At 61.4% G+C, this 23614-nt stretch carries 25 protein-coding genes; 16 read left to right on the top strand and 9 right to left on the bottom strand.

Features of this window, described 5'->3' with window-relative positions; genetic code table 11:
• Window positions 1–402 precede the first annotated feature (402 nt).
• Window positions 403–828, top strand: a complete 426-nt coding sequence (locus ACIQAL_RS27650; protein WP_401151030.1) for an Rrf2 family transcriptional regulator — start codon at window positions 403–405, stop codon at window positions 826–828.
• A 195-nt stretch (window positions 829–1023) separates the two neighbouring features.
• Window positions 1024–1770, top strand: coding sequence for an SDR family NAD(P)-dependent oxidoreductase (locus ACIQAL_RS27645; protein ID WP_401151027.1), 747 nt, complete (start codon window positions 1024–1026; stop codon window positions 1768–1770).
• A gap of 26 nt (window positions 1771–1796) precedes the next feature.
• Here the strand turns inward: ACIQAL_RS27645 and ACIQAL_RS27640 are convergent, their stop codons facing one another.
• Window positions 1797–2711, bottom strand: coding sequence for a LysR family transcriptional regulator (locus ACIQAL_RS27640; protein ID WP_401151025.1), 915 nt, complete (start codon window positions 2709–2711; stop codon window positions 1797–1799).
• A gap of 73 nt (window positions 2712–2784) precedes the next feature.
• Between ACIQAL_RS27640 and ACIQAL_RS27635 the strand changes: the two genes are divergently transcribed.
• Complete coding sequence (locus ACIQAL_RS27635; protein WP_401151022.1) at window positions 2785–3387, top strand: LysE family translocator; 603 nt, start codon at window positions 2785–2787, stop codon at window positions 3385–3387.
• A 2-nt stretch (window positions 3388–3389) separates the two neighbouring features.
• Complete coding sequence (locus ACIQAL_RS27630) at window positions 3390–3773, top strand: cupin domain-containing protein (RefSeq protein WP_166595324.1); 384 nt, start codon at window positions 3390–3392, stop codon at window positions 3771–3773.
• A gap of 21 nt (window positions 3774–3794) precedes the next feature.
• On the opposite strand, the gene ACIQAL_RS27625 is transcribed toward ACIQAL_RS27630, so the two are convergent.
• From ACIQAL_RS27625 to ACIQAL_RS27615, 3 genes are read right to left on the bottom strand one after another with little or no spacing between them, the layout of a single operon-like run.
• Window positions 3795–4586 (bottom strand): SDR family oxidoreductase, encoded by a 792-nt coding sequence (locus ACIQAL_RS27625; RefSeq protein ID WP_401151018.1) that lies wholly within the window; start codon window positions 4584–4586, stop codon window positions 3795–3797.
• A complete protein-coding gene (locus tag ACIQAL_RS27620) occupies window positions 4583–5923 on the bottom strand; it encodes an MFS transporter (RefSeq protein ID WP_401151015.1) in 1341 nt (446 codons plus the stop codon). The genes ACIQAL_RS27625 and ACIQAL_RS27620 overlap by 4 nt, the downstream gene beginning before the upstream one ends.
• A 54-nt stretch (window positions 5924–5977) precedes the next feature.
• A complete protein-coding gene (locus tag ACIQAL_RS27615) occupies window positions 5978–6919 on the bottom strand; it encodes a 3-keto-5-aminohexanoate cleavage protein (protein WP_401151012.1) in 942 nt (313 codons plus the stop codon).
• A gap of 159 nt (window positions 6920–7078) precedes the next feature.
• Here ACIQAL_RS27615 and ACIQAL_RS27610 point away from each other — a divergent pair, with 159 nt between their 5' ends.
• Window positions 7079–8107 carry an AraC family transcriptional regulator gene (locus tag ACIQAL_RS27610; RefSeq protein WP_401151009.1) on the top strand — a complete coding sequence of 343 codons (1029 nt, stop codon included), beginning with the start codon at window positions 7079–7081 and terminating at the stop codon, window positions 8105–8107.
• A gap of 54 nt (window positions 8108–8161) precedes the next feature.
• Here ACIQAL_RS27610 and ACIQAL_RS27605 read toward each other — a convergent pair whose 3' ends face one another.
• The gene (locus tag ACIQAL_RS27605) at window positions 8162–8605 is read right to left on the bottom strand and encodes a GFA family protein (protein WP_401151006.1); all 444 of its coding nucleotides are present in this window, start codon (window positions 8603–8605) and stop codon (window positions 8162–8164) included.
• 161 nt (window positions 8606–8766) lie between these two features.
• On the opposite strand from ACIQAL_RS27605, the gene ACIQAL_RS27600 reads away from it, so the two are divergent.
• The gene (locus ACIQAL_RS27600) at window positions 8767–8934 is read left to right on the top strand and encodes a DUF2986 domain-containing protein (RefSeq protein ID WP_401151004.1); all 168 of its coding nucleotides are present in this window, start codon (window positions 8767–8769) and stop codon (window positions 8932–8934) included.
• A 28-nt stretch (window positions 8935–8962) separates the two neighbouring features.
• Here the strand turns inward: ACIQAL_RS27600 and ACIQAL_RS27595 are convergent, their stop codons facing one another.
• Window positions 8963–9964 (bottom strand): quinone oxidoreductase family protein, encoded by a 1002-nt coding sequence (locus ACIQAL_RS27595; protein WP_401151002.1) that lies wholly within the window; start codon window positions 9962–9964, stop codon window positions 8963–8965.
• A 120-nt stretch (window positions 9965–10084) separates the two neighbouring features.
• Here ACIQAL_RS27595 and ACIQAL_RS27590 point away from each other — a divergent pair, with 120 nt between their 5' ends.
• The gene (locus tag ACIQAL_RS27590; protein WP_401151000.1) at window positions 10085–10948 is read left to right on the top strand and encodes a LysR family transcriptional regulator; all 864 of its coding nucleotides are present in this window, start codon (window positions 10085–10087) and stop codon (window positions 10946–10948) included.
• A 20-nt stretch (window positions 10949–10968) separates the two neighbouring features.
• On the opposite strand, the gene ACIQAL_RS27585 is transcribed toward ACIQAL_RS27590, so the two are convergent.
• Window positions 10969–12009, bottom strand: coding sequence for a GGDEF domain-containing protein (locus tag ACIQAL_RS27585; RefSeq protein ID WP_401150997.1), 1041 nt, complete (start codon window positions 12007–12009; stop codon window positions 10969–10971).
• A gap of 422 nt (window positions 12010–12431) precedes the next feature.
• Between ACIQAL_RS27585 and ACIQAL_RS27580 the strand changes: the two genes are divergently transcribed.
• The 3 genes from ACIQAL_RS27580 (at window position 12432) to ACIQAL_RS27570 (ending at window position 14360) form a co-directional block, all read left to right on the top strand.
• Window positions 12432–12668: a hypothetical protein gene (locus ACIQAL_RS27580; protein ID WP_341964094.1), complete on the top strand. Its 237-nt coding sequence runs from the start codon at window positions 12432–12434 to the stop codon at window positions 12666–12668.
• Between the two features lie 150 nt (window positions 12669–12818).
• Window positions 12819–13355 (top strand): 2,4'-dihydroxyacetophenone dioxygenase family protein, encoded by a 537-nt coding sequence (locus ACIQAL_RS27575; protein WP_166595312.1) that lies wholly within the window; start codon window positions 12819–12821, stop codon window positions 13353–13355.
• A gap of 90 nt (window positions 13356–13445) precedes the next feature.
• Window positions 13446–14360, top strand: coding sequence for a LysR family transcriptional regulator (locus ACIQAL_RS27570; protein ID WP_401150995.1), 915 nt, complete (start codon window positions 13446–13448; stop codon window positions 14358–14360).
• A 9-nt stretch (window positions 14361–14369) separates the two neighbouring features.
• On the opposite strand, the gene ACIQAL_RS27565 is transcribed toward ACIQAL_RS27570, so the two are convergent.
• On the bottom strand, window positions 14370–15005 hold the full coding sequence (locus ACIQAL_RS27565; protein WP_166595310.1) for a cupin domain-containing protein: 636 nt from the start codon (window positions 15003–15005) through the stop codon (window positions 14370–14372).
• 392 nt (window positions 15006–15397) lie between these two features.
• Between ACIQAL_RS27565 and ACIQAL_RS27560 the strand changes: the two genes are divergently transcribed.
• From ACIQAL_RS27560 to ACIQAL_RS27535, 6 genes are all read left to right on the top strand, one after another.
• A complete protein-coding gene (locus ACIQAL_RS27560; RefSeq protein WP_401150992.1) occupies window positions 15398–16459 on the top strand; it encodes an ABC transporter substrate-binding protein in 1062 nt (353 codons plus the stop codon).
• A 170-nt stretch (window positions 16460–16629) separates the two neighbouring features.
• Window positions 16630–17709: an ABC transporter ATP-binding protein gene (locus tag ACIQAL_RS27555; RefSeq protein ID WP_401150989.1), complete on the top strand. Its 1080-nt coding sequence runs from the start codon at window positions 16630–16632 to the stop codon at window positions 17707–17709.
• A 10-nt stretch (window positions 17710–17719) separates the two neighbouring features.
• Entirely contained in the window at window positions 17720–18967 is a 1248-nt protein-coding gene (locus ACIQAL_RS27550; RefSeq protein ID WP_401150986.1) for an ABC transporter permease, read from the top strand.
• Between the two features lie 5 nt (window positions 18968–18972).
• Window positions 18973–19797 (top strand): ABC transporter permease, encoded by an 825-nt coding sequence (locus ACIQAL_RS27545; protein ID WP_401150983.1) that lies wholly within the window; start codon window positions 18973–18975, stop codon window positions 19795–19797.
• A 104-nt stretch (window positions 19798–19901) separates the two neighbouring features.
• Window positions 19902–21149: an aspartate aminotransferase family protein gene (locus ACIQAL_RS27540; RefSeq protein WP_401150981.1), complete on the top strand. Its 1248-nt coding sequence runs from the start codon at window positions 19902–19904 to the stop codon at window positions 21147–21149.
• A gap of 322 nt (window positions 21150–21471) precedes the next feature.
• Complete coding sequence (locus ACIQAL_RS27535) at window positions 21472–21945, top strand: REP-associated tyrosine transposase (protein WP_401150978.1); 474 nt, start codon at window positions 21472–21474, stop codon at window positions 21943–21945.
• A gap of 260 nt (window positions 21946–22205) precedes the next feature.
• Here ACIQAL_RS27535 and ACIQAL_RS27530 read toward each other — a convergent pair whose 3' ends face one another.
• Window positions 22206–23531 carry an APC family permease gene (locus ACIQAL_RS27530; RefSeq protein ID WP_166597371.1) on the bottom strand — a complete coding sequence of 442 codons (1326 nt, stop codon included), beginning with the start codon at window positions 23529–23531 and terminating at the stop codon, window positions 22206–22208.
• Window positions 23532–23614 lie beyond the last annotated feature (83 nt).

Below are 23614 nucleotides of genomic sequence, written 5' to 3'. Positions count from 1 at the left end.
CGCCCGCGTCGCATTTTCCCTGATGCAGAACGAAGACGAATATGACGCAGGAAAGAGGGCTAAAAAGCATTGCCCTCAACCATAGAATCTCCCACAGGACTGCGCGCGCAGCCGGGTCCTGAGTTGTCTGGATGCCTGCCGCGGCCCGCCAGATCGTCTGACCGCAGCTCGGAGCAAGCGGCGCTCCTACAGCCTTCGGCCAGAATCAAATGCCTCAACCGAACCGCGACCGCTTCTGCCGAAGGCGTAGGAGCCGGCTTGCCCGCGATCGGCTGAGCAGCAGTCGTAAACACGGGGAACGCGCTGTACCTGACACACCGAAGGTTTCAAACACAGCCCAGTTCAACCCCCAACGACCAATCCTCAGTTGACAAACAGAATTGTGACGATTAGTTTCACAATATGCCTCAGCCCAACGTTCAGTTCTCAGTCGCTTCGCACATCATGGCTTCGCTGGCGGTCCGCCCCGGCGAGCCCACCCGTTCGTCCGATCTGGCCAGCAGCGTCAACGCCGACCCCAGCTTTGTGCGGCGGGTGATTTCCAAGCTGGCCAAGGCCGGTCTGGTCACCACCACCCGAGGCAAGATGGGGTCCTGCATGCTGGCACGCCCCGCCACTGAGATCACCTTGCTCGATATTTACAACGCCAGCGACGCGCCCAAGGCCTATGTGGTCCACGGGTATGCCGTCGCCGAGGGCTGTCACGTCAGTCGCAATATCAAAGGCTGCCTCGAAGGCGTGCTGTGCAGCGCGCAAACGTCATTCGAACAGGGCCTTGCGCAACACACCCTCTCTCAAATCGTGACCGCCATCGAAGACGGTCCGTGATTTTTTTTGCCGCTAATTGTTGTCTTTGAACGCACAATATTTCTCATTCTTTTCAGGAGCGTCAGATCCGGGACTCACTCATAGACCGCCATTGACGACCCGTTTCGATTTCACCCGGCACTCCGAGGCCACACGGCCACGAGGCCAACGCAGTCGCTTCATTCCCTAAATGCTTCATTCAGATGCGAGAACATCATGGCTCAGTTAGAAGGAAAAGTTGCACTCGTCACCGGCGCTTCCAAAGGCATCGGCGCGGCCATTGCCAAGGCGCTGGCCGCTGAAGGCGCGGCGGTGGTGGTGACCTACGCCAGCGCTCAGTCAGCGGCGGAAGCCGTGGCGGCGAAGATCGTCGAAAGCGGCGGCAAGGCCACCGTGGTCGGCGGCGACGTCACCAAGGCGGCGGATGCGCAGAAGTTCGTGCAAACCGCCATCGACGCTTACGGGCGCCTCGACATCGTGGTCAACAACTCCGGCGTCTATGCGTTTTCGCCGCTGGAAGAGATCACCGAAGACGAGTTTCACCGCCAGTTCAACACCAACGTTCTCGGCCTGTTGCTGGTAACGCAAGCGGCGTCCCCGCACTTGGGCGAAGGGTCGAGCGTGATCAACATCAGCTCCAGCGCGACCTCGCTGTCTCCCGCCACCAGTGCCCTCTATACCGGCACCAAGGGCGCCGTGGACGCCATCACCGGCGTGCTGGCCAACGAGCTGGCGCCGCGCAAGATCCGCGTCAATGCCATTAACCCCGGCTACACCGAAACCGAGGGCACCCACGCGGGCGGCATCACCGGCTCCGACATGGAGAAACACTTCGTGGCGCTGACGCCGCTGGGCCGCGCCGGACAACCCGACGACATCGCCGATGTGGCGACCTTCCTCGCCTCGGATGCATCGCGTTGGGTGACCGGCGAACTGCTCGTCGTGTCGGGCGGCCTGCGCTAGAACAGTCCCGGCAATGACCTGAGCGATCAGGCCATTGCCGGTTCCTGGATCCGCACGATGTCCTCGTGGGGCAAGCTGTCCAACAGGCATTGCGCGAACGCCTCGGCCACCGGCTGAACGGTTGCAGGCAAGCGCAAGCAAATGGCGAACGCGGGCAGTTCGGGCAACCCGATGTCATCCGGCAACACTTCCAGGTCCTCTGGCACGGTGGACGCCAGCCATGCGGTAATCGCCAGACCGACCCGCACGGTGGACGCGGTGGCTTCGAAGCTGCCGTTCTCGAACACGGTCCGCCAGGCAATCCCCTCCTTCGCCAGCGCGCCCAACACCAATGGGCGAAACACGCAGCGCTCGTCCACCAATGACAGTGGCAACGGCCGGGTTTTCCAGACCTCGCTGCTGCGACTTCCCACCCACACCAGCGGCTCGGTGCGAATCACCCGACCTTGGGCGTTGGGGGTGAGGTACTCGATCAGCGCCACGTCGAGATGACCGTTGTCGATGGCCTCGTGCAGCACCGGCGACGGCTCGCATTTCAACGACAGCTCCACCAGGGGATGCGCGTCGGTAAACGCCTTCATGGCGGGCGCCAGCGAGTTGATGAGATCAGGCGGCGCACCGACCCGCAGGTGCCCGCGAATCGGCCCTTCGACGGTGTCCGCCCAAATGTCGTCGTTCAATTGCAGCAGCTGCCGGGCCTTGCCGAGAAACAGCTCGCCCTGTTGCGACAGCTCCAACTGCCGGGGTTTGCGAATCAGCAACTGACAGCCGAGGGTTTCTTCGAGGCGCTTCACCTGCTGACTGACCGCGCCCTGGGTCATGAACAGCGCGTTGGCGGCGGCGGTCATGCTGCCGTGATCGGCGACGACGACGAAGGTGCGAATCAGGCTGAGGTCAAGGTTTCGGGTCATGGCGGGATTACGATCAGTAATGTCAGGCATTAAAGATATTCGATTTTCTAATCCGCCAGCCAGCCGTACTGTCGGCGGCATTCAACTGCCGGATGAAAGGCCGATGCCCACGCTGTTGCCGCTGTTTCTGTTCGTCGCCGCCTCGACCCTGTCTCCTGGCGGCGCGACGTCTCTCGCCACCGCCTCCGGTGCGCGATTCGGTTTAAGCCGTTCCCTGCCGCTGATTCTCGGGATCGCCTTCAGCCTGGCGTTTGTCGCCACGATCGCAGCGTTCGGCCTCGGCAACCTGATCGCTCAAGAACCCGGCCTGGAACTCGCGGTCAAGGTCGCGGGCTCAGCCTATCTGCTGTGGCTGGCGTGGCGCATCGCCCGGAGCGGCGCGCCCTCTACAGGCGCAGCACCGGGCGCCGGATCGGATGAGCCGCTGGGTTTTACCAACGCCATTCCGCTCCTCTTGTTGAACCCGAAAAGCTGGGCCATGACCGTCAGCGCGGCCGCCGCGTTTTCACCTCTGGCGACCCACCCGGCCGGGTTCGCAGCGTTATTGGGCGTGTCGTTCGGTCTCGCCGCGTGTGCCTCGCTGACCCTCTGGTGCTGGCTCGGCGTGCTGTTGGCGCGGCTGCTGCGCACGTCGCGTCACTGGCGAGTGTTCAACCTGGCCATGGCCGCCCTGCTCGTTTTGTCCATCATTCCCACCTGGAGTTGACCATGCTCAGCCTGCCGTTTGCCGAATCCTTCGACCTGAATGCCTGCTTCGACGACATCACCGAACACTGGTCGCCGAAGGTCGTGGCGCAAGTGAACAACCAATACGTCAAAGTAGCGAAATTGCTGGGGCAATTCGTCTGGCACAACCACGCGGAACAGGACGAACTGTTCTACGTCCTGCGCGGCCACCTGAAAATCGAATACGAAGGGGGCCGCGTGTCCCAGTTGCCTGCCGGGTCGATCCACGTCGTGCCCAAAGGCGTGATGCACAACCCGGTGGCCGACGAGGAATGCTGGATCGTGCTGATCGAGCCGATGGACACCCTGCACACCGGCGACGTCGAGACGCCGTTGAGCAAGACGATTGAACAGCAGTTGGCGTAGCCCTCGGCTAGCGGGGTACGCTCACAGGTATTCGACGTTCCCGTCCACGCTGATCGCCTGGCCGCTGATGTTGACCGCAGCGGGAGAGGAAAGGAACAGCGCCATCGCTGCGACGTCTTCCATGGTCACCATGCGGCGCAGGGAAATCTTTTCCAGATACTGGTCCCGCATCGCGTCGAAGCCGATCCCCAGCGTCTGCGCCCGTGCATCGATGACCCGGTTCATGCGCTCGCCCGCCACCACGCCCGGCAAGATAGCGTTGACCCGGACGTTGTCTGGCCCCAGTTCGCCGGTCAGCGATTTCATGAGCCCGATGATCGCCCATTTGGTTGAGGCGTAAGGCGTTCTGAAGGGATAACCAAGGCGCCCGGCGACCGAAGACATGGCGACGATGTGGGGGTTGCAGTTTGACTTCTTCAGCCAGGGCACTGCCTTGCGCAGCACGTAATACTGACTGTTGAGGTTGGTCGAGACGGTGTGCTCCCACGCGTCCGGATCCAGATCCTCGAGGTTGCCGGTGGGGCCTGCGATGCCGGCATTGTTGACCAGCACGTCCACGCCACCGAGCGATGACGTCGCCTCGTCCATCATGCGGTCCACGTCGTGCCGGACGCCAACATCCGCCACGCTGCCCCGTAAGCCGGGGTGTTCGCGCTTCATCCGTTCCACGGCCTCGCCGTCGATGTCGCAGATATACACCTGGGCCTCGACTTCATGGAAGGCCCTGGCAATGACCGCACCGATTCCAGCGGCGCCCCCGGTGATCAAAACTTTCAGACCCGGGGGCGGTTTGAGCAAATCGACAATCTTCACAGCGCTTCCCTTCCTTCAATGGCAGGTTCAGTCAATGGGCGACCGGCTTGCGCGTTGATCGCCATGCCCAACAAGGGTACGAGGAGCAAGCCGAGCACGGCGGCGGCCACGATCACATAAAAGCCGGATGAACTGAGTCCCGATGCTTTTTCCGCCAGGCCAAACAGAAACGGGCCGACGAAACCACCCAGCAAACCGAGCGTGTTGATGAAAGCCAGCCCAGCGGCCGCTTCGATGCCCTGCAACCGTTTCATCGCGATGGCCCAATAAGTCGGCAGCACGCCACCGGCGAAGAATGACGTGGCCGTGAACAGCGCAATGCGGCTTATCGCGTCATCGATCAGGGTGAACGCCACTGAACTGGCGATCAGCCCCACAGTGAACAGAATCAGGCAATACGTGTCGCGATCCACGGCGCGATGCACCCTAGGCAGCACCAGAACCCCCGCGAGAAAACCGAAGCCGACGCTGCTGGACAACAGGCCCACGGTGAGTGGCGAGGTGATCTGCATCTGCTGGATGATCGACGGCGTGAAGAACACCAGGCCCACGAACGCTACTTGGTTAAGGAAGTAAATCAGGCCGATGAGGATCGTGGTCGGCCGCGTCAACGCCTTCATCCACTGCCCGGAATAGCGATGAGGCTCACCCTGCCCCGGCAACAGCGCGTGGGTCTCCAGCGACTGGGCCTGCGCCGCATTCAGCCAGCGCGCATCCCGTGGCCGGTCCGGCAATTTGAACCAGAGAATCACGCCAACCACAACACTCGGCAGGCCTTCCAGCAAAAACATCCATTGCCAGCCGTGCAAACCGCTCACCCCGTCCAGCCGCATCAACGCGCCGCCGATCGGGTTGCCAATGACCAGCGCCAGCGCCGGGGCGATGTAAATCCAGCCGATGACGATGCCGCGGTCCTTGGGTGCGAACCACAGGGTCACCATGTACATCAAGGCCGGAAACAGACCGGCCTCGGCGATGCCCAGCAGCACCCGCAGCAGGTAAAACGACGCCTCGCCCTGCACGAACATCATCGCCGAAGACAGCACGCCCCAAGTCACTGCAATCCTGGCAATCCAGCGTCGTGGCCCGATGCGGTGGGCGAGCAGATTGCTGGGGACTTCGAGCAAGGCGTATCCGATGAAAAAAATGCCCGCGCCCAGTCCGAACGCCGCCGCGCTGATCCCCAGGTCAGCATTGAGCGCCGCCTTCGCCAGTGCAACGTTGGTGCGGTCCAGGTAGGACATAAAATAAATGGCGCACATCAACGGTATCAATCGAACCATCGCTCGCCGGGTCGCGAGCGCATGGAGCTGCGCAGCGTTGGACATGACCGTCATGATCAAACCTCTTCTTGTTTTGTTCTGACTGCTCGATAATCTGGCCGCGTCGCATCACTGCAGGTGCACGTTTTGACGGCCCTTGAGGCCCAGCATCTGGCGGGCTTCCTGCGGGGTGGCGATCTCGAATGACAGTTCCTCGAGAATGTGCCGAACCTTGCGCACCTGTTCGGCGTTGGTCTTGGCCTTGACCCCTTTGGCGAGGTAGATGCTGTCTTCCAGCCCCACCCGCACATGGCCGCCCATGATCGCACCCATGGTCACGAAAGGCAGCTGGTGACGCCCTGCGCCGAGAATTGAAAACTCGTAGTTCTCGCGCCCGAACAGCCGGTCGGCAGTGGTGCGCATGAGCAGCATGTTTTCCGGGTCGGCACCCAGTCCACCCAGTATCCCGAAGCAGGACTGGATGAACAGCGGTGGTTTGACCAGCCCTTGCTCGACGAAATGCGCCAGGTTGTAGAGGTGCCCGACGTCGTAGCATTCGAACTCGAACCGCGTGCCGCATTCGCCCAGTTGCTGCATGATTTGGCGGATGTCCTTGAACGTGTTCTTGAACACCACATCTTCCATGCCCTCGACGTGTTCACGCTCCCAGTCATACGTCCACGACGCAATCTTGCGGGCGATCGGATGGATCGAGAAATTCATCGAGCCCATGTTCAACGAGCACAGCTCCGGTTGAGCCGTCAGGGGATACGCCAGACGTTCGGCCAGCGTCATCCGAGTGCTGCCACCCGTGGTGATATTGATGACGGCGTCGGTGGCGCGGGCAATCGCGGGTACGAATCGGGCGAACACTTCGGGATCGGGCGTGGGGCGCCCGTCTTCAGGGTCTCGGGCGTGCAGATGGAGAATCGCCGCGCCTGCCTCGGCGGCCTCGATGGCGTGTCGTTCGATCTCGGCGGGCGTCAGGGGCAGGTACTCGGACATCGACGGCGTGTGCGTAGCGCCAGTGATCGCGCAGGAAATGATGACCTTTCGGTTCGGCGAGCTCATGAAGGACAACCTTTGTTTTTATTGGCGTGGGCGCCATCGCGAATGACGTCAGGCAGGCGCGGCGCGTGTCGAGATCAGCTTATTGCGTTTGCGCATTCGCAGTAAGATCCTTACCGGACACTAAAGAATCCCTGAAGGACATTGAGCGGAGCCCCACGAATGTCACGAAAACTGCCGCTGTTCAACGAACGCATCTATGCCCCTTACAAGATTGCGGCGTTGGTGGAAGTCCTCGCTGAACAAGGGATCGCCCCTGCCGACAGCCTGAAAGGCAGCGGCATAACGGAAGACCAGATCAACGACGCCACTACCCTCACCTCGGTCCGCCAATACGCGACCGTGTGCGGCAATGCCGTGTCGCTGTCCAAAGACCCGGCCACCCCGTTCAAGACTGGCGCACGCCTGCACTTGTCTGCCTACGGCATGTATGGATATGCGCTGATGTCGTGCCTGTCACTGCGTGATTATTTTCGGCTGGGCGTTAAATACCACGCGCTGGCCACGCCGACGCTGACCATTGAATGGCAGGAATACGAAGACCGCGCGGTGTGGACGTTTCCCGATGCTTCTACACCGAGCCCGTCCCGGGAAATCAAACAGTTCTGGATCGAGCAGCAATTCACCCAGCACGTCACTCATCTTCAAGACGTGTTCGGCCAGAGCTGCCCGCCGACCAAAGCCTGCTTTTCCTACCCCGCGCCCGCCTATGCCCACCTCTACCCCGACTATCTGGGGTGTCCGTGCGTGTTCGACCACCCGCAATGCGAGTTGCATTACGACAGCGCGATTCTCGATCAAAAGCCGCACCTTGCCCATCGCCTGACCGCGACCGTGCTCCAGGAAACCTGTGAACGATTGATCGGGCAGGCGAAGGTGTCGGCGGGCATTGCCGGAGAGGTCTATCAGATGATGATGCAGACGCCAGGAGAGTTTCCGAGCATGGAAGCAGTGGCCGAGCACCTGCACATGACCACCCGCAGCCTGCGCCGCAAGCTGCAGATGGAAGACACGTCGTTCGCTGCCATCGTCGATGACGTCCGCTGTTCACTGGCGGTCGAATACTTGAAGACGACCGTGATGAGCACTGATGACATTGCCCTATTGCTCGGCTTTTCGGAGCCCACCAACTTCAGGCGTGCCTTCAAGCGCTGGACCGGCAAGACCACGAAGGAATACCGTCAGGGCTGATCATACAAGCCGGTGATGGCAGCGCCGGGATGTGTCCGACAGTCAGACCCTTTCTTAGCGGTCTTTTTCCTCCGTAGGCTCAAAGCGCAACACCCCGAGAATGCCGCTCCCGCCTTCACGTTTTCTGTCGGAAGGATGATTGACCCCGTCGTTCACCGGCACCTCGGCAAAATCGAACGGGCTGATGCCACTCAGGCACGCGGCATTGATCCCCAGTTGTGTGGGGTTGGAGCGGCGTTGATGGTGGGTGTAGATGCCGCACTTGGAGCAGAAGTAATGCCTGGCCGTGCGCGTATTGAATTCGTACAGCGTGAGGGCGTCTTCGCCTGTCACGATCTGCAGGTCTTCCTGACGGGCAGTCACGGCGACCGCGCCACGCATCCGGCAGTACGAGCAGTTGCAACGACGGGCGGTGTGCAGTCCATCGGCGAGTCGGACGCGAAAGCGCACGGTGCCGCAGTGGCAGCAGCCCTCGAAATCGGCTTGATCCTTGTTCATTTCCTCGGCCTCACGAAGATCATGGGATGACGTTTACAGGCTGGCGATAGTAGCAGAGGGCGTCGGCTCGTCGGTTGGCAGGACGCCTGCTATCGGCCAGGGCGCGCCACCGCTACAATGCGCCTCCCTCCGCATCACCGCCCGAACGCGCCGAGTCGAAGATGAACCGTCAGAAAAAGCTCCAACAGTTGTTCAAGGCCAAGGCAAAAAAAGCCAGCGCCAAACTGGCCCCCAAGAAAAAGTCCACGTACATCAGCAAGGCCGACCGGGCAAAGCTTGAGGCTGAAGCCGCTGCCGAGCCGAGCCCGCAGACTGAATCGGACAACTGATCGCGCACAGAAGCGGTGACCTTGACGCTCAATCCACATCCGCCACCCACAACACCGACTTGCCGATCTGCTCCCGGGCTTCGATCCGGGCGTGAACGGTCTGGACATCTTCCATCCGGTAACGACCTTCGATCTCGATCTTCAGTGTTCCGTCGAGAATGGCCCCGAACACGGCATCGGCGCGGCGCTGAACCGTGGCTCCGTCGGCCATGTGATCCGCCAGCCGGGGCCGGGTGAGAAACAGTGAACCGCCCTCCCCGAGTTCGATGGGGTCGAGGTCGGTGACCGAGCCGGAGACGTTGCCGTAATTGATGATCAGCCCGCGAGTGCGGCACGCCCTGAAGCTGTCGCGCAGGGTGGTTTTGCCCACCGAGTCAAACACCACGTCCACGCCTTTGCCTTGTGTCGCTTCACGAATGCGATCCGCAAAACCGCCTTCGTCGTAGCGCATCGCGTGATGGGCGCCGCGCTCGGTGGCAATCGCGCATTTACGCTCACTGCTGGCCGTGGCGAAAATGTCGGCGCCCCGTGCCTTGGCCATCTGGATCAGCAACTGGCCGATGCTGCCGGACCCGGCGTGAATCAGGCACGTGCTTTCCGGCCCCAATCGGGCGATGTCGTCCACCAGATAATGCGCGGTCGCGCCCTGAAAAATCGTTGCAGCGGCCAGGTCGTAGGGAATGGCGTCAGGGATTTTTGCGACCTTTTCAGCGGGCACGCTGGCGTACTCGGCATAGCTGCCCCACGCAATGCACCACGCCACCCGATCACCGACCGTCAAGTGCGTAACGCCCTCGCCCACCTCGACGATTCTCCCGGCGCCCTCCATGCCCAGCGTGCAGGGTGCTCGCACCGGGTAGGTCGCGGAGGACGCGTACTTGCCCTGACGGGTGTGCACGTCCATGAAGTTGATCCCGGCGTAAGCGACCTTGACCAACACGTGGCCGGGCGTGGCCTGAGGCATTGGCAGGTCTTTGCGCAATTGCACAACCTCAGGTCCGCCGTAGGTCTGGATCATGATGCCTTTCATCGTGGGTCGCTCCTGGGTCTATACCGGACGGTTGTCGTCGTTGATGCGATCCATGTTAAAACGCGGCGTTCGGATCGATAATTCCCTAATCTCTCCCACCCTCCGTTCGGAAATAACCCGATGTTCGACTGGCAGGATTTGTACGTGTTCTCGGTGCTGGCCCGCACGCAGTCGTTGTCCGCGGCCGCCCGCGAATTGCAAGTGGAGCACGCGACGGTGGGACGGCGCCTTGACGCACTGGAAAAAGCGCTGGGCCTGCGTCTGGTCGACCGTCTGCCCCGCAGCCGGCCGCTGACGGAAGACGGCCGGGCCTTGAGCCGGATTCTGGAAGCGATGCCCGGGATCGCCAGTGAAGTGCAGCAGTTGTCGCGGGTGGCGTCTATCGACGTGGCGGGCACGGTCAAGGTCAGCGCGCCGCCATCGCTGGCCATTCACACGCTTGCGCCACGCATGGCCGAGCTGCGACGCCAGCACCCTCGCTTGAACGTGGAACTGTTGCCCTCGCTGTCGCTGGCGGCGCTGGACAAAGGCGAAGCCGACATCGCCCTGCGCACGGTGCGGCCCGAGGAGGACGCGCTGGTCCGTCGCAAGGTCGGCGTGGTGCGGTTCGCGCTCTACGCCAGTGCTGCGTTTGCCGAGCAACCCGCCGAGCAATGGACGTTCATCGGCTACGACGCAAGCCGCGATCACCTGCCGCAGCAGGCGTGGTTGCACCAGATTCGTCGTCATCGCCCGGTGGTGTTTGCCGCCAGCGACTTGATGTCCCAGCAGATGGCGGCCCGGTCCGGATTGGGTGCGGTGGTGCTGCCGACCACCGTGGGCGACGGCGACCCGGCGCTACGCCGCCTGACGGTCGACAGCGAAGGGCCTGCCCGTGATCTGTGGCTGACGGTGTACCCCGATCTGCGGCGCTCGCCGTCGGTCAAGGCGGTGATGGATTTTCTGGTCGAGTGCGTTCACAGCGAGCCACGATTGCGCACATGACTCGGTAAAACCCGTGAAGATCAGGCGTTGGCCGCTTCCGACGGGGCCATCGCGAAGCGGTTCTTGCCCGCACTTTTCGCGTCGTACAACGCCAGGTCCGCGCGGCGCATCAGGCTGAACATCGACTCGCCCGGCTCACGTTCCGCCACGCCCACGCTGATCGACAATGTCAGGCCGTATAACGGGCTGGTGTTGACGGCTTCGACGATGGCCAGCGCCAGCACTTGTGCCGCCGCGAGGTCGTGCAATTGAGCCGCGACGGCGAACTCTTCGCCGCCTAGCCGGGCGAAGTTATGGCCCTGGCTCCGGTCCTTCAACAGCCTGCCGACTTCGACCAATACCCGGTCGCCGACGTCGTGACCGTAGCCGTCGTTGATCTTCTTGAAATCGTCGATGTCGAGCATCAGGAAGAACAGCGGCGACGTGGCGCTTCCGTCTTCCACGGTGGCGGTGAGCCGTTCGATGAAGGCGCGCCGGTTGGGCAGCCCGGTCAGGGTGTCCTTGTAGGCCATGCCGTGCAGTTGATGTTGCAGGTCGAACACATCCTTGCGAATCAGGCAAAACGTCTGGCACACCAGCGTGGCCACCAGCAGGCTGCCGGTGATGAGGATCAGTGTCAGGGTCAGGTCCAGTTGCCGATCAAAGGCCGGTTGCACCGTGTAAAAAAGCGTGGCCCAGATGGCCGCGCCGGTGCTCAAGGCCTGCAGCGGATGAAAATGCATGGCCGAGACCGGCAAGCTCAAGACCAGCCCGATGGGCAGGAACCAGAGCAGCGGATTGCCCAGGGCGATGGCCAGTGAACCGAGGCACGCGGTGCAGGTGCACAACAGCAGCAGCCCGGTCAGCCACAGCTCCCGTGTGGTGCGGGCGCGGTACGTGAGAAAACAGATGACCCCGGCAATGGCGCAGTAGCCATACAACCAGGGCGATATGGGCTGGGTCCGGCTGGCCACGAACAACACCACGCAGCACGCCACGGCGGCCAGAATCTCGCTGGATATCTTGAGCGGCCGCAATTGAGCGAACGACTTCTGCTCAAGACTTTCTTCAGTTCCCTGCATGCTTCATCAACCCCGCCAGACGCTCTAATGCCGCTCGCCTTCATCGGGTCGCAGTGCGCAGATAGTACCTAAATCTGCCCGTTGTCATGATTAAGAACGTCACCGTTCGGCGCGTGTACAGGCGTAGAGACGCAAACCACGCTCACTCACGCGGGGTTTGCGCCTGCGGCGCGCGACGACACACTTTCAGGGGTCATGCACCACCACTGTGTCATCCAGAAGAACGAACAGATCGTTGAGGTCCTGTCGGGCATTCACGGGCCCTGCGGCGATCCGACCAGTTGCCTGCTCACCTTCCAAAACCCTCCTACACTCTTGATGTCTTTCTCGGGGATGACGCCCAGCCGTCCGCTCGCCCCCAGACAATCCCCGCCCCATCAACCGAATCACCCATGCCGTTGTTCACTTCGGGAGGTGTATGTATGTCGAGCAAACGTCCCCCTTTCACCCTGGATTGCTGGAACAAGGACTGGATCATCCATGGCCACAAACTGGTGTGCCGGTCCTGTGGTGCCGGGCAGTGCCCCGCGTTGAACGAGCAACCGTTCAAACACACCGAGACCTGCGAGGTCTCTGCGGCCGGAGCCCGTTACCCCTGGCGGGAACTCAATGCCATTCTCAAGGATGGACTGGCCGACGTCAGACGCATGCTGCATTGACTCATTTTTTACGCGCCCACCTGTGACGAGCATTCACACTGGCTGTGCCATCTGTGGTGTTTTATTGCCCGGAACCCTCGCCTACGCTGTGCTCAACCCCGGACACACATGCTTCTGGGGATTCTGATCACTGACCGTGGAAAGAGACCGATGAGCACAGCCCCCAAGCCAGATGAACTCGCAATCCCTTATCAACTGCCCCAAGTGCCGTTCATGACGCCGGACATGGTGCACGCTGGCGTCCTCACCGACTGGCTGCAAGACGACAATCTATGGGTGCCGGTCACCGCGTCGGTCTCGTTCAAACCCCTGTTGCTCAGCACCACCGGCGGCTATTACATCAACCTGTTGCGCGTTCGCCAGAGCGGCGTGCTGTCCCGTCATCGCCACAGCGGCGGCGTGCATGCGCTGGTCCTTAAAGGTCGCTGGTATTACCTCGAACACGATTGGGTGGCCACCGAAGGTTCTTTCGCCTACGAGCCTCCAGGGGAAACCCACACCCTGTTCGTGCCGGAAGACGTGGAAGAAATGATCACCTGGTTCCACGTCCAGGGCGGTTACACGTACGTTGACCCGCAAGGCGTGGCCGTGGGGTACGAGGACGTGTTCACCAAGCTCGAAACCGCACGCAAACATTACAAATCCCTGGGGCTGCCGGACGAATACATCGAGCAGTTCATTCGCTGACAGGCCGATCTCCGGCGACGGGCGGGTGGCTTGTTCGTGTGCCCGAATGCTGGCAGGCTGCGCCCACCGTAGCCTGTCGCGAGCGTGCAGATGGATAACTACTCACAGATGCTGGCCTTCATGTGGGCGACCGAACATGGCAATTTCTCGGCGGCGGCGCGGGCCAACGGCCTGACCCCTTCGGCCATCAGCAAGCTGATCACCCGGCTTGAAGACCGTTTGCAGGTTCGGCTGTTTCAGCGCGGCACCCGCACGTTGACCCTGACCGAGGAAGGCTCGGCCTATCTGGTCAGTGCGCGGGCGGTGATCCATGCGATGGCGGAAGCGGACTCGCTGGCGGAAGCATTTCCCGGTCGGGTCAGCGGCGCGCTGCGCATTCACACGATGACCACGTTCGCCAAACACCAGATCCTGCCGTGGCTGCCGGAATTCCTGGCGCGTTACCCCGGCCTGACGGTGGATGTGCAAGTGGGGCCGCAATACGTGGACCTGTTCGATCAGGGGCTGGACGTGGCAATTCACAGCGGCGGACTGCCAGACTCTTCGCGAATCGCGCGCAAGATCGGCGAAAGCGCGTGGGTTACCTGCGCGTCACCGGATTACCTGGCGCGCAAAGGGACGCCTGCTCAACCGCAGGACTTGCTGAACCACGACTGCTTCAACTTCGGCTTTCACAGCGCCTGGAACACCTGGCAATTTCGTGCCGGGACAGGCGACGCCGAGGCCGGCATCGTGACCCTGCCGATTGCCCCCAAGGCCGTTTTTGCCCAAGGGGACATGCTGCGGGAGATGGCCTTGAGCGGCGCGGGGATCGTCAAACTGGCGCAGTTCCATATTGGTGAGGACATCCGGCAGGGTCGATTGGTCCCGCTGCTGAGCGACTTCAACTTGGCAGATAAAGAGCCGATTTACCTGATTTATTCGAACAGGAAGCACCTGAGCCCGAGAATCCGCGTGTTCCGCGATTTTCTGGAAGACAAGCTGAAGGAACATCCATGGGAATAAGCACGCCGATCAGAACGTCGGCGGCGAAACCGCGCTGACCACCACACACACTTCGTCGAACGGGTTGCGCATGCGGTGCGGCAAGCGGCTGTCGAAGTAATAGGCGTCGCCCGGCGCAAGGATGCGGACCTCATCGCCGACGGTCATTTCCAGACGACCTTCAATGATGATGCCGCCCTCCTCGGCTTCGTGGGAGTACAGCTCTTCGCCTTCCTGGCCGGTATCGGCGCCGGGTTCATAGCGCTCGTGAAGAATCATCATCGAGCTGTTGGTCAGGTTGGCCCCGACTTGCCGGTAGGACAGCATTTTGCCGTCTGCCAGTTCGACCAGTTCATTGGCCTTGTAGAACACCGCACGGTCGACGACCGCCGAGTCGGAGAAAAACACGCTCAGGGTGACGTTCAGCGGCTTGAGCAGGCGTTTGAGAATACTGACTGACGGGCTCGATTTGTCGCGTTCGATGATCGACAGCGTGGCATGGGGAACGCCCGCCAGTTCGGCAAGTCCACGGATCGACAACCCCCGGCTCTGACGCAGCGCCTTGAGCCGTTCGCCGACCGACGCCGTGTCTTCGCTCGGGACCTCGTCTTCGACGGGCTCTTCCGGCGCGTGGGGGTTACGGCTGATCGCCGGCGAATCTGTCACGGTTGTGTCCTCAAGTGAACTCGGCATGTCACGGGCCGACGCCGCGTGAATGCGCGGATGAGACGGCGTGCATCCGTCGATGCCTGAAAAGGGTCGCGGTGCACCAAGTTGGGTATTTCGCACCAACCGGCGTCGGCTGACAAGCGCAAAAGTAACAACTGCTGACGACCGATCACCGGACGCGGGCGTGGCCGTGGGCTCGATGCCCCGAACGGCGTGAGCTTCACGGCTGGCCTGATCGCAAAAGCCGGGCGTGAAAAAACAATCGCTTACCGGTCATCCGGGCGATTTCAGTTTTCGGGGGCGCGGAAAAATAAAACTTGCTTCGCAGATTTGCAGGTGGTAAATATTTTTACCACCACCACACAACACCATCTGCGTCGAGGTTCCACATGCACAAGAAGCACAAGCCGTGCCACGCTTTAGCCGCTCTCGCGTTGACCGTTGCCGGACTTGCCGCCGCACAGTCGGCAAGCGCCCGTGACCTGACCATCGTTTCCTGGGGAGGAAACTTTCAGGACGCGCAACGTGAGATTTTCTTCAAGCCATTCGGCGAACAGACCGGCAAAAAAGTCCTCGACCAGAGCTGGGACGGTGGCGTCGGCGTACTCGACGCCAAGGTGAAAGTCGGCAACCCGAACTGGGACGTGGTCGAAGTGGAAGCCGAAGACCTCGCGCTGGGCTGCGACACCGGCCTCTACGAAAAAATCGACTGGGCCAAGGTCGGCAACAAGGCTGATTTCATTCCGGAAGCGGTGAACGATTGCGGCGTGGGCGCCATCGTCTGGAACACCGGTGTGGCGTGGGACGGCGACAAGCTGAAAACCGCTCCGACCTCTTGGGCCGATTTCTTCGACACCCAGAAATTCCCCGGCAAACGCGGCCTGCGCAAAGGCCCGAAATACTCGCTGGAGTTCGCCCTGATCGCCGACGGCGTGAAGCCCGCTGACGTTTACAAAGTCCTGCGCACCCCGGAAGGCGTGGACCGTGCGTTCAACAAGCTCAACAGCATCAAGTCCAGCATCGTCTGGTGGGAAGCGGGCGCGCAGCCGCTGCAAATGCTCTCGGCGGGTGACGTGGTGATGAGCTCGGCTTACAACGGCCGCATCACCGGTTTCAACCGCAACGAAGGCAAGCACTTCAAATTCCTGTGGAACGGCAGCGTTTCGGCCATCGACTCCTGGACCGTGCTCAAAGGCAGTGAAAACAAAGCCGCTGCGATGGACTTCATCAGCTTCGCCAGCAAGCCGGAAAACCTCTCCAAACTGCCGAAATTCATCGCCTACGGCTTGCCGAACAAAAAGGCCAACGAGCTTGTTCCCGCGGACCTGAAGGCCGACCTGCCGACCACCCCGGACAACCTCGCCGCCGCGCTGCCGCTGGACGTGGAGTTCTGGGTCGACAACACCGAATCGCTGACCGAGCGCTTCAACGCCTGGATCGCCCAGAAGTAATTCCGGCGCATTTTCCGCCACCCGTTCCAGCGTGGCGGCTCACCCTGCAAACCTCCGCCATGTCGCGCCCGTGCGCGACGTGACGGCCACTGATTGCTTCTTCATTTTGCGTGAACAGGCAGATGAGTAGCGAAGACGGCACCTGCCTACACCCTGATGAGGGCTGCGACATGAAACACCTGGTCAGCTTCAAGAACATCCAGAAAACCTACGACGGCTTTCGTCCGGTCGTGAAAGACCTGAACCTGGACATCGCCGAAGGAGAATTCGTCACCCTGCTCGGCCCTTCCGGTTCGGGCAAGACCACCAGCCTGATGATGCTCGCGGGTTTCGAAACACCGACTCAGGGCGAGATCTTTCTGAAAGACAAACCGCTGCACAACCTGCCGCCGCACAAGCGTGACATCGGCATGGTGTTCCAGAATTACGCCCTGTTCCCGCACATGACCATCGAGGAAAACCTCGCGTTTCCGCTGTCAGTGCGCAAGATGAACCGCATCGAGCGCGCCGAGAAAGTGCGCCGCGCCCTCGACATGGTGCGCCTCAACGACTTCGCCAAACGCTACCCGGCGCAGATGTCCGGCGGCCAGCAACAGCGTGTTGCCCTGGCCCGCGCGCTGGTGTTTGAGCCCAAGCTGGTGTTGATGGACGAGCCTTTGGGCGCCCTCGACAAACAGCTGCGCGAACACATGCAGCTGGAGATCAAGCACCTGCACAAACAGTTGGGGCTGACGGTCGTTTACGTGACCCACGACCAGAGTGAAGCGCTGACGATGTCGGACCGCGTGGCCGTGTTCAATGACGGCGTGATCCAACAGATCGACACCCCGGCGGCGATCTACGAAACCCCGACCAAAAGCTTCGTGGCCCAGTTCATCGGTGAGAACAACACCCTGCACGGCACTGTGCTGTCCCAGGACGCCACCCACTCCACCGTTCGCTTGAAGGACGGCAGTCTGGTTCAGGCGATCACCGTGACCGGCGCGCAGCCGGGAGAACCTGTCGCGCTGTGCATCCGTCCTGAACGCGTCCTTGTCAGCGGTGCAGGCAGTACGCCCCTGACCGCACGGATTCGCGAATACATCTACCTCGGCGATCACGTGCGCATGATCACTGAAATCGCAGGGCAACCTGACTTCATGATCAAACTGCCCGCCACCCAAATGGACAGCAGCTGGACCGTCGGCAGTTCCATCTCCCTGTCCTGGGCGCCCGAGCACATCCGTGCGCTCGACGTCATCCAGCACTGAGGCGCCGATCATGAGTCAGACCGCCGTTCTGCTGCACCGTGACGAGGACACCGTCGACCTGAGGGCCAAACTCAGAAGGTCGCAACGCACGTATAAACTGAAGTCGCTGGCGCTGATCGCGCCGCTGTTCCTGTTCGTGCTGGTGTGCTTTGCCTTCCCCATCGGCACCCTGCTCAGCCGCAGCGTCGACAACCCCGAAGTCAACACTGCCATGCCCGCCACCACCGCTGCCTTGAGCGGCTGGGAAGGCACCGAACTGCCCGGCGAAAGCACCTACGCCGCGTTGATCAAAGACCTTGCCAGCGCCAAGGAAAACGGTCAGATCCTCGCCTTGAGCAAGCGCCTGAGTTACGAGATTCCCGACTACCGCACCGTCATCACCAAAACCCTGCGCAAGTTGCCCGACGACGGCGCGGCATCGAAACGCGAGGCGCTGATTGACGTCGACAAAGCCTGGGGCGATGTCGCGTACTGGAAAGCGCTGAAACAGGCTTCGTCGAAACTGACGCCCTATTACCTGCTGGCGTCTGTCGATCATCGGCTGGATTCGGCCACGGGCAATCTGGTGAAGGCGGAGCCAAATCAATCGATCTACGTGGACATTTTTGCCCGCACCTTTTACATCGGCGCCATCGTCACCGTGCTGTGCCTGATCCTGGGTTTCCCGGTGGCCTACTGGCTGGCCATTTTGCCGGAGGGCAAAAGCAACCTGCTGATGATCTGCGTGCTGCTGCCGTTCTGGACCTCGCTGATCGTGCGCACCGCTGCGTGGATCGTCCTGCTGCAATCGGACGGTTTAATCAATCGCACACTGATGTTTCTCGGCATCGCCGATGCGCCGATTCAACTGGTGTTCAACCGCACCGGGGTGATCATCGCAATGACCCACGTGCTGCTGCCGTTCATGATTCTGCCGCTGTACAGCGTGATGAAAAGCATCCCGACGAACTACGTGCGGGCTGCCATTTCCCTGGGCGCGCATCCGTTCGTGGCGTTCTGGCGGGTGTACGTCCCGCAGACCTTCGCGGGCCTGGCGGCGGGCGGTCTGCTCACGTTCATCCTCGCCATCGGTTACTACGTGACCCCGGCGCTGGTGGGCGGTGCAGCGGATCAGATGGTCAGCTACTTCGTCGCGTTCTACACCAACAAGACCGTGAATTGGGGCATGGCGTCTGCCCTTGGCAGCCTGTTGCTGATTGCCACGCTGCTGCTTTACGTGGTGTACGGCAAACTCACCAACCCGACTCAGGCGAGGTAATCGACATGTTGCAACCCTACGCATCCCCCGCCGAAAAACTCGCCCGCTTCGGACTCGTTTCGGTGTCGATCCTGATCCTGCTGTTTCTGATCGTGCCGATCCTGGTGATCATCCCGCTGTCGTTCAATTCGTCGTCGTTCCTGACGTACCCCATGGACGGGTTTTCCATGCGCTGGTACCAGGAACTGATGTCTTCGGAAGAATGGCGGCAGGCGTTCAAAAACAGCTTCATCATCGCGCCCGGTGCGACGCTGCTGGCGATGGTTTTCGGCACCATGGCCTCGGTCGGGCTGTGCCGCGGTGACTTTCGCGGCAAGAGCGTGGTCATGGCGTTCCTGATTTCGCCGATGATCGTGCCGCTGATCATTGTCGCGGTGGGGCTGTATTTCTTCTTCGCCAAGCTGCAGTTGCTCAACAGCTACCTCGGCCTGGTGCTGGCCCACGCCATGCTCGGCGTGCCATTCGTGGTGATCACGGTCAACGCGACTCTGCATGGTTTCAACACCAACCTGAGCCGTGCGGCCGCGAGCCTGGGCGCCCCGCCGCTGACGGTGTTCTTTCGCGTCGTGCTGCCGCTGATCGCGCCCGGCGTCATCTCCGGCGGGCTGTTCGCCTTCGCCACCTCGTTCGATGAAGTGGTGGTGACGCTGTTCCTCGCCAGCCCTTCGCAACGCACCTTGCCGCTGCAAATGTTCGCCGGGATTCGCGAGAACATCAGCCCGAATATCGCCGCCGTCGCCACCATCATGGTCGTGCTGTCGGTCTTGATGCTGCTGACGCTGGAGGTGCTGCGGCGGCGTAACGAAAAATTGAAGGTCAAACAACAATAAATAGGCGGCAGTCCCTTGTTCGGGACGTATTGAAAAAAACCATGTGAGGCCGCCCCGACCGTGCGCCGGGGCGGCAAACGACTGTCCGGATTCAGAGGTTGAGAATGGCTAACTTAGTGGGCGATGTATCCAGCGCCGCGCGTATCCTGCCGGAACTGAACGGTGAAAAGCTGTTCATCCAGAAAGGCAAAGGCGCCTGGCTCTGGGATGACAGAGGGCGTCGGTACATCGATACCGCGCTGGGTTTCGGCGCGGTGCTGTTGGGTCACGCCAACGACACCGTGAACGAGGCCGTGACGCACGCATTGAGCGACAGTGCCGCGCCGTCCTGGGCCCACGTGCGCGAACACGCGGCAGCGACGGCGCTGGCGAAGCACACCGGCGAATTGACCAAAGTGATGTTCACCAACTCCGGCAGCGAAGCGGTGCACCTCGCCTGCCGAGCGGCCCGTGCGTACACCGGGCGCGGCAGGATCGCCAAGATGGCGGCGGGGTTCGACGGCTGGTTCGATGACGTGAGCTTCGGCAACGTGACCTCCAACGAAGCGCGTTTCGAAGACGGCGCTCGCCCCGCGACCGAACGCACCACGCTGCTGCGCTTCAACGACTTCGCTGACGTCGAGCGGCTGTTTGCGGAAGACGGGGATATTGCGGCGGTGATCCTTGAACCGATGCTCGCCAACGCGGGCTGCATCATGCCGCTGCCCGGTTACCTCAAGCACGTCCAGGACATCGCGCACGCACACGGCGCGCTGGTGATCTGCGATGAGGTGTTGATGGGCTTTCGTCTGTTTGCCGGGCTGGCGGGTCTGCGCGAGGGCCTGGACCCGGACCTGGCCAGCGTCGGCAAGGCCATCGGTAACGGCGTGCCGGTCTCGGCGGTCGTCGGCAAGCCGCATATCTTGCAGGGCTTCGAAGAAGGCCGCGTCGCCCGTGGCGGCACGTTCAGCGGTAACCCGCTGGCCTGCGCGGCGGTCAGCAGCACCTTGGCGTTGCTGGATCAACGCGATTACGAACAGTTGGTGCAGCGCGGCGAGCACCTGCGTGTGGCGGTCGAAGGGATTTTCAAGGCCCAGGGCATTCAGGCCGTGACCAGTGGGTATGGCAACGTATTCGGAATCTGGCACGCCGACGTTGCGCCTGTCACGTATGAAGAAGCTTCAAAGGTTGCCAACCCCGCCTTCACCAAAGCCCTCCACCTCGCCCTGCGCGAAGCCGGTGTGCTGATGATGCCGTCACCCTATGGACGGATCTACATTTCGTTCGACCATGGGGATGAAGTGATTGATGCGATGAAAGTGGCGTTTGAGCAGGCGGCTGTAAAACTGCGCGCCGGGTTCGGCAGCCCTTGATTCAAGACCGTGGTGGGTCAGCCGGTTGTGCAACGCCTGACCCACCGCTTCGCTGCCGTCGTGCCTCCGGCGGCTCCCACGGAAACCGTGTTGAACCTTGATTCGTTGGCACCCTCACGTACGCGATGTTGTGTCGCTACCCTCTGCGCGCCACGAAGAAAATCTCGTGGGAGACGGCGGAGGCACGACGGCAGCGACGGCAGCGACGGCAATGGATCAGGCGACACAAAATCCCGTTTACATCCCGAATCAGACTCCAACGCTCTAACCCTCCTGTGGACACTAACCTTGACCTTCCCACCTGACATCAGGAAGACGAAGAATGTCCGCACGCCCCCAATCCCGAAGACTGCGCCTTGGTCGCTGCTCTCTGATCGATCAGGTCTACTTGATCACTGCGGTGACCCACAACCGACAACCTTTCTTCAGCGACTGGCGAGCAGCTCGACTCTTGGTGCATCAACTGCGCAAGGCGCAATGGGCTGGATTGGCGGATTCGTTGGCATGGGTCGTGATGCCCGATCGCTTCCACTGGCTCATGCAACTCAAAGACCGAGAGCTGTCGGCGGTGGTGCACAGGGTCAAATGCCAGGCGGCGGGCCAGGTCAATGGGTATTTGGGCAGATCAGGGCAATTCTGGCAGCGTGGCTTTCATGACCGAGCGCTTCGCAGTGATGAAGATGTGCGGCCGGTAGCCCGCTACATCATTGCTAACCCGATAAGAGCAGGATTGGTCAAACGGGTACACGACTACCCGTTGTGGGATGCTCACTGGCTGGACGGGTGTGAGTATTGAGCGCGAAAGCGAAGGCTCAGACGGTCTTTGAACCAACTGACCCACCGCTTCGCTGCCGTCGTCCCTCCGGCGGCTCCCACAGAAACCGCGTTGAACCCTGATTCGTTGGCGCCCTCACGTACGCGATGTCGTGTCGTTACCCTCTGCGCGCCACGAAGAAAATCCTGTGGGAGCCGCCGGAGGCACGACGGCAGCGAAGCGGAGGTCCAGACGGCCCATAAACCGACTGCCCCCCGGTCGTTAACAGCCAACCATCCAGGTCACATCGCTTCTTCCAGGGTCAACTCTGGCGGCTGCCGACGCAGTCCACCCGTCAAATACATCAAATACACGAACCCGATCGCCAGCCACGACAGCCCGAGTTCCACCGCATTGGAGTCCAGGCTGAACATCAGCCACAGGTCAGCGACCATCCCCGCCAGCGGCAGCAGCACATACAACAACACAGCGCTCAGGCCTCGGCGTTTCTGGGCGATCCAGTAGTGAAAGATCACCGACAGGTTGACCAGAATGAAGGTCAGGAACGCGCCGAAGTTGATGAATGAGGTGGACGTCGTCACGTCCATTTTCAGCGCGAGCAAGGCCACCACGGCGCTGAGCAGGATGCAGCCGACCGGGGTGCCGAAGCGTGGGGACAGGTAACCGAAGAACGCCTTCGGCAGCACCGCGTCGCGGCCCAGCACGTACAACAGGCGGGAACCGCTGGCCTGGGCGGCGATGCCGGAAGTGAATTGTCCGATGACCAGACCGATCAGGAAGATCGACACGAACAGGTCGCCGCCGATGTTTTTCGCGATCTCGTAGGCCGCCGAATCGACGTTGGCGAATTGCAGCGACGGTTGGGCCAGTTGCACCACGTACGAGGTGCCAACGAAGATCAGTCCGCCAATCAGCGTCACCCACAGAATCGCCCGTGGCATGTTGCGTTCCGGATCGTGGGTTTCTTCGGTCAGGGTGCTCACTGCGTCGAAGCCGAGGTAGGAATAACACGCGATCGCCGCGCCGCTCATGATCATCGACCACTGCACGCCACCGCTGGCGAACGGCGCCAGGGTGAACAAGGGTTTCGTGGGATCGCCCAACGTGTAGTGAACGCACAGCACGATGAACGCCGCCAGAATCAATACCTGCAGGAGCAACAGCAGGATGTTCACGGCCGTCGCCAGTTTCAGGCCGAGGATGTTGATCACCGTGGTCAGGGCGATGAACGCCAGCAGCCAGATGAATTGCGGCACCTCGGGAAACGCGGAATTGAGGTAAGCGGTGCCGATCAACCAGATCGCCATCGGCAGGAACAGATAATCCAGCAGGATCGCCCAGCCGGTCATGAAGCCCAATCGGGCGTCGATGGCCTTTCGCACGTAGGTGTACGAAGACCCCGACACCGGGAAGGCCTTGGCCATGTGCGCGTAACTGATGGCGGTCAACAACATCGCCACCAGCGCGGCGAGGTAGGCCATGGGCACGTGCCCGCCGCTGGATTGCGCGAGAATGCCGAAGGTGCCGAGGACGATGATGGGGGTCATCAGGCCGACGCCGAAGATGACCAATGTGCCGAGGGATAAAGTGCGTTTCAAATGAGCCATTAACGTCTCCGATTATCTTTTTAGTCGTTTGCGCGCGAGGCGCCGGATGTTTGGCAGTGGCAAAGAAAGTGACAGCTAATGAT

The sequence above is a fragment of the Pseudomonas sp. NPDC088368 genome, from assembly GCF_044753445.1.
GTDB lineage: Bacteria > Pseudomonadota > Gammaproteobacteria > Pseudomonadales > Pseudomonadaceae > Aquipseudomonas > Aquipseudomonas bambusae.
This window is presented reverse-complemented; position numbering and strand designations above follow the sequence as displayed.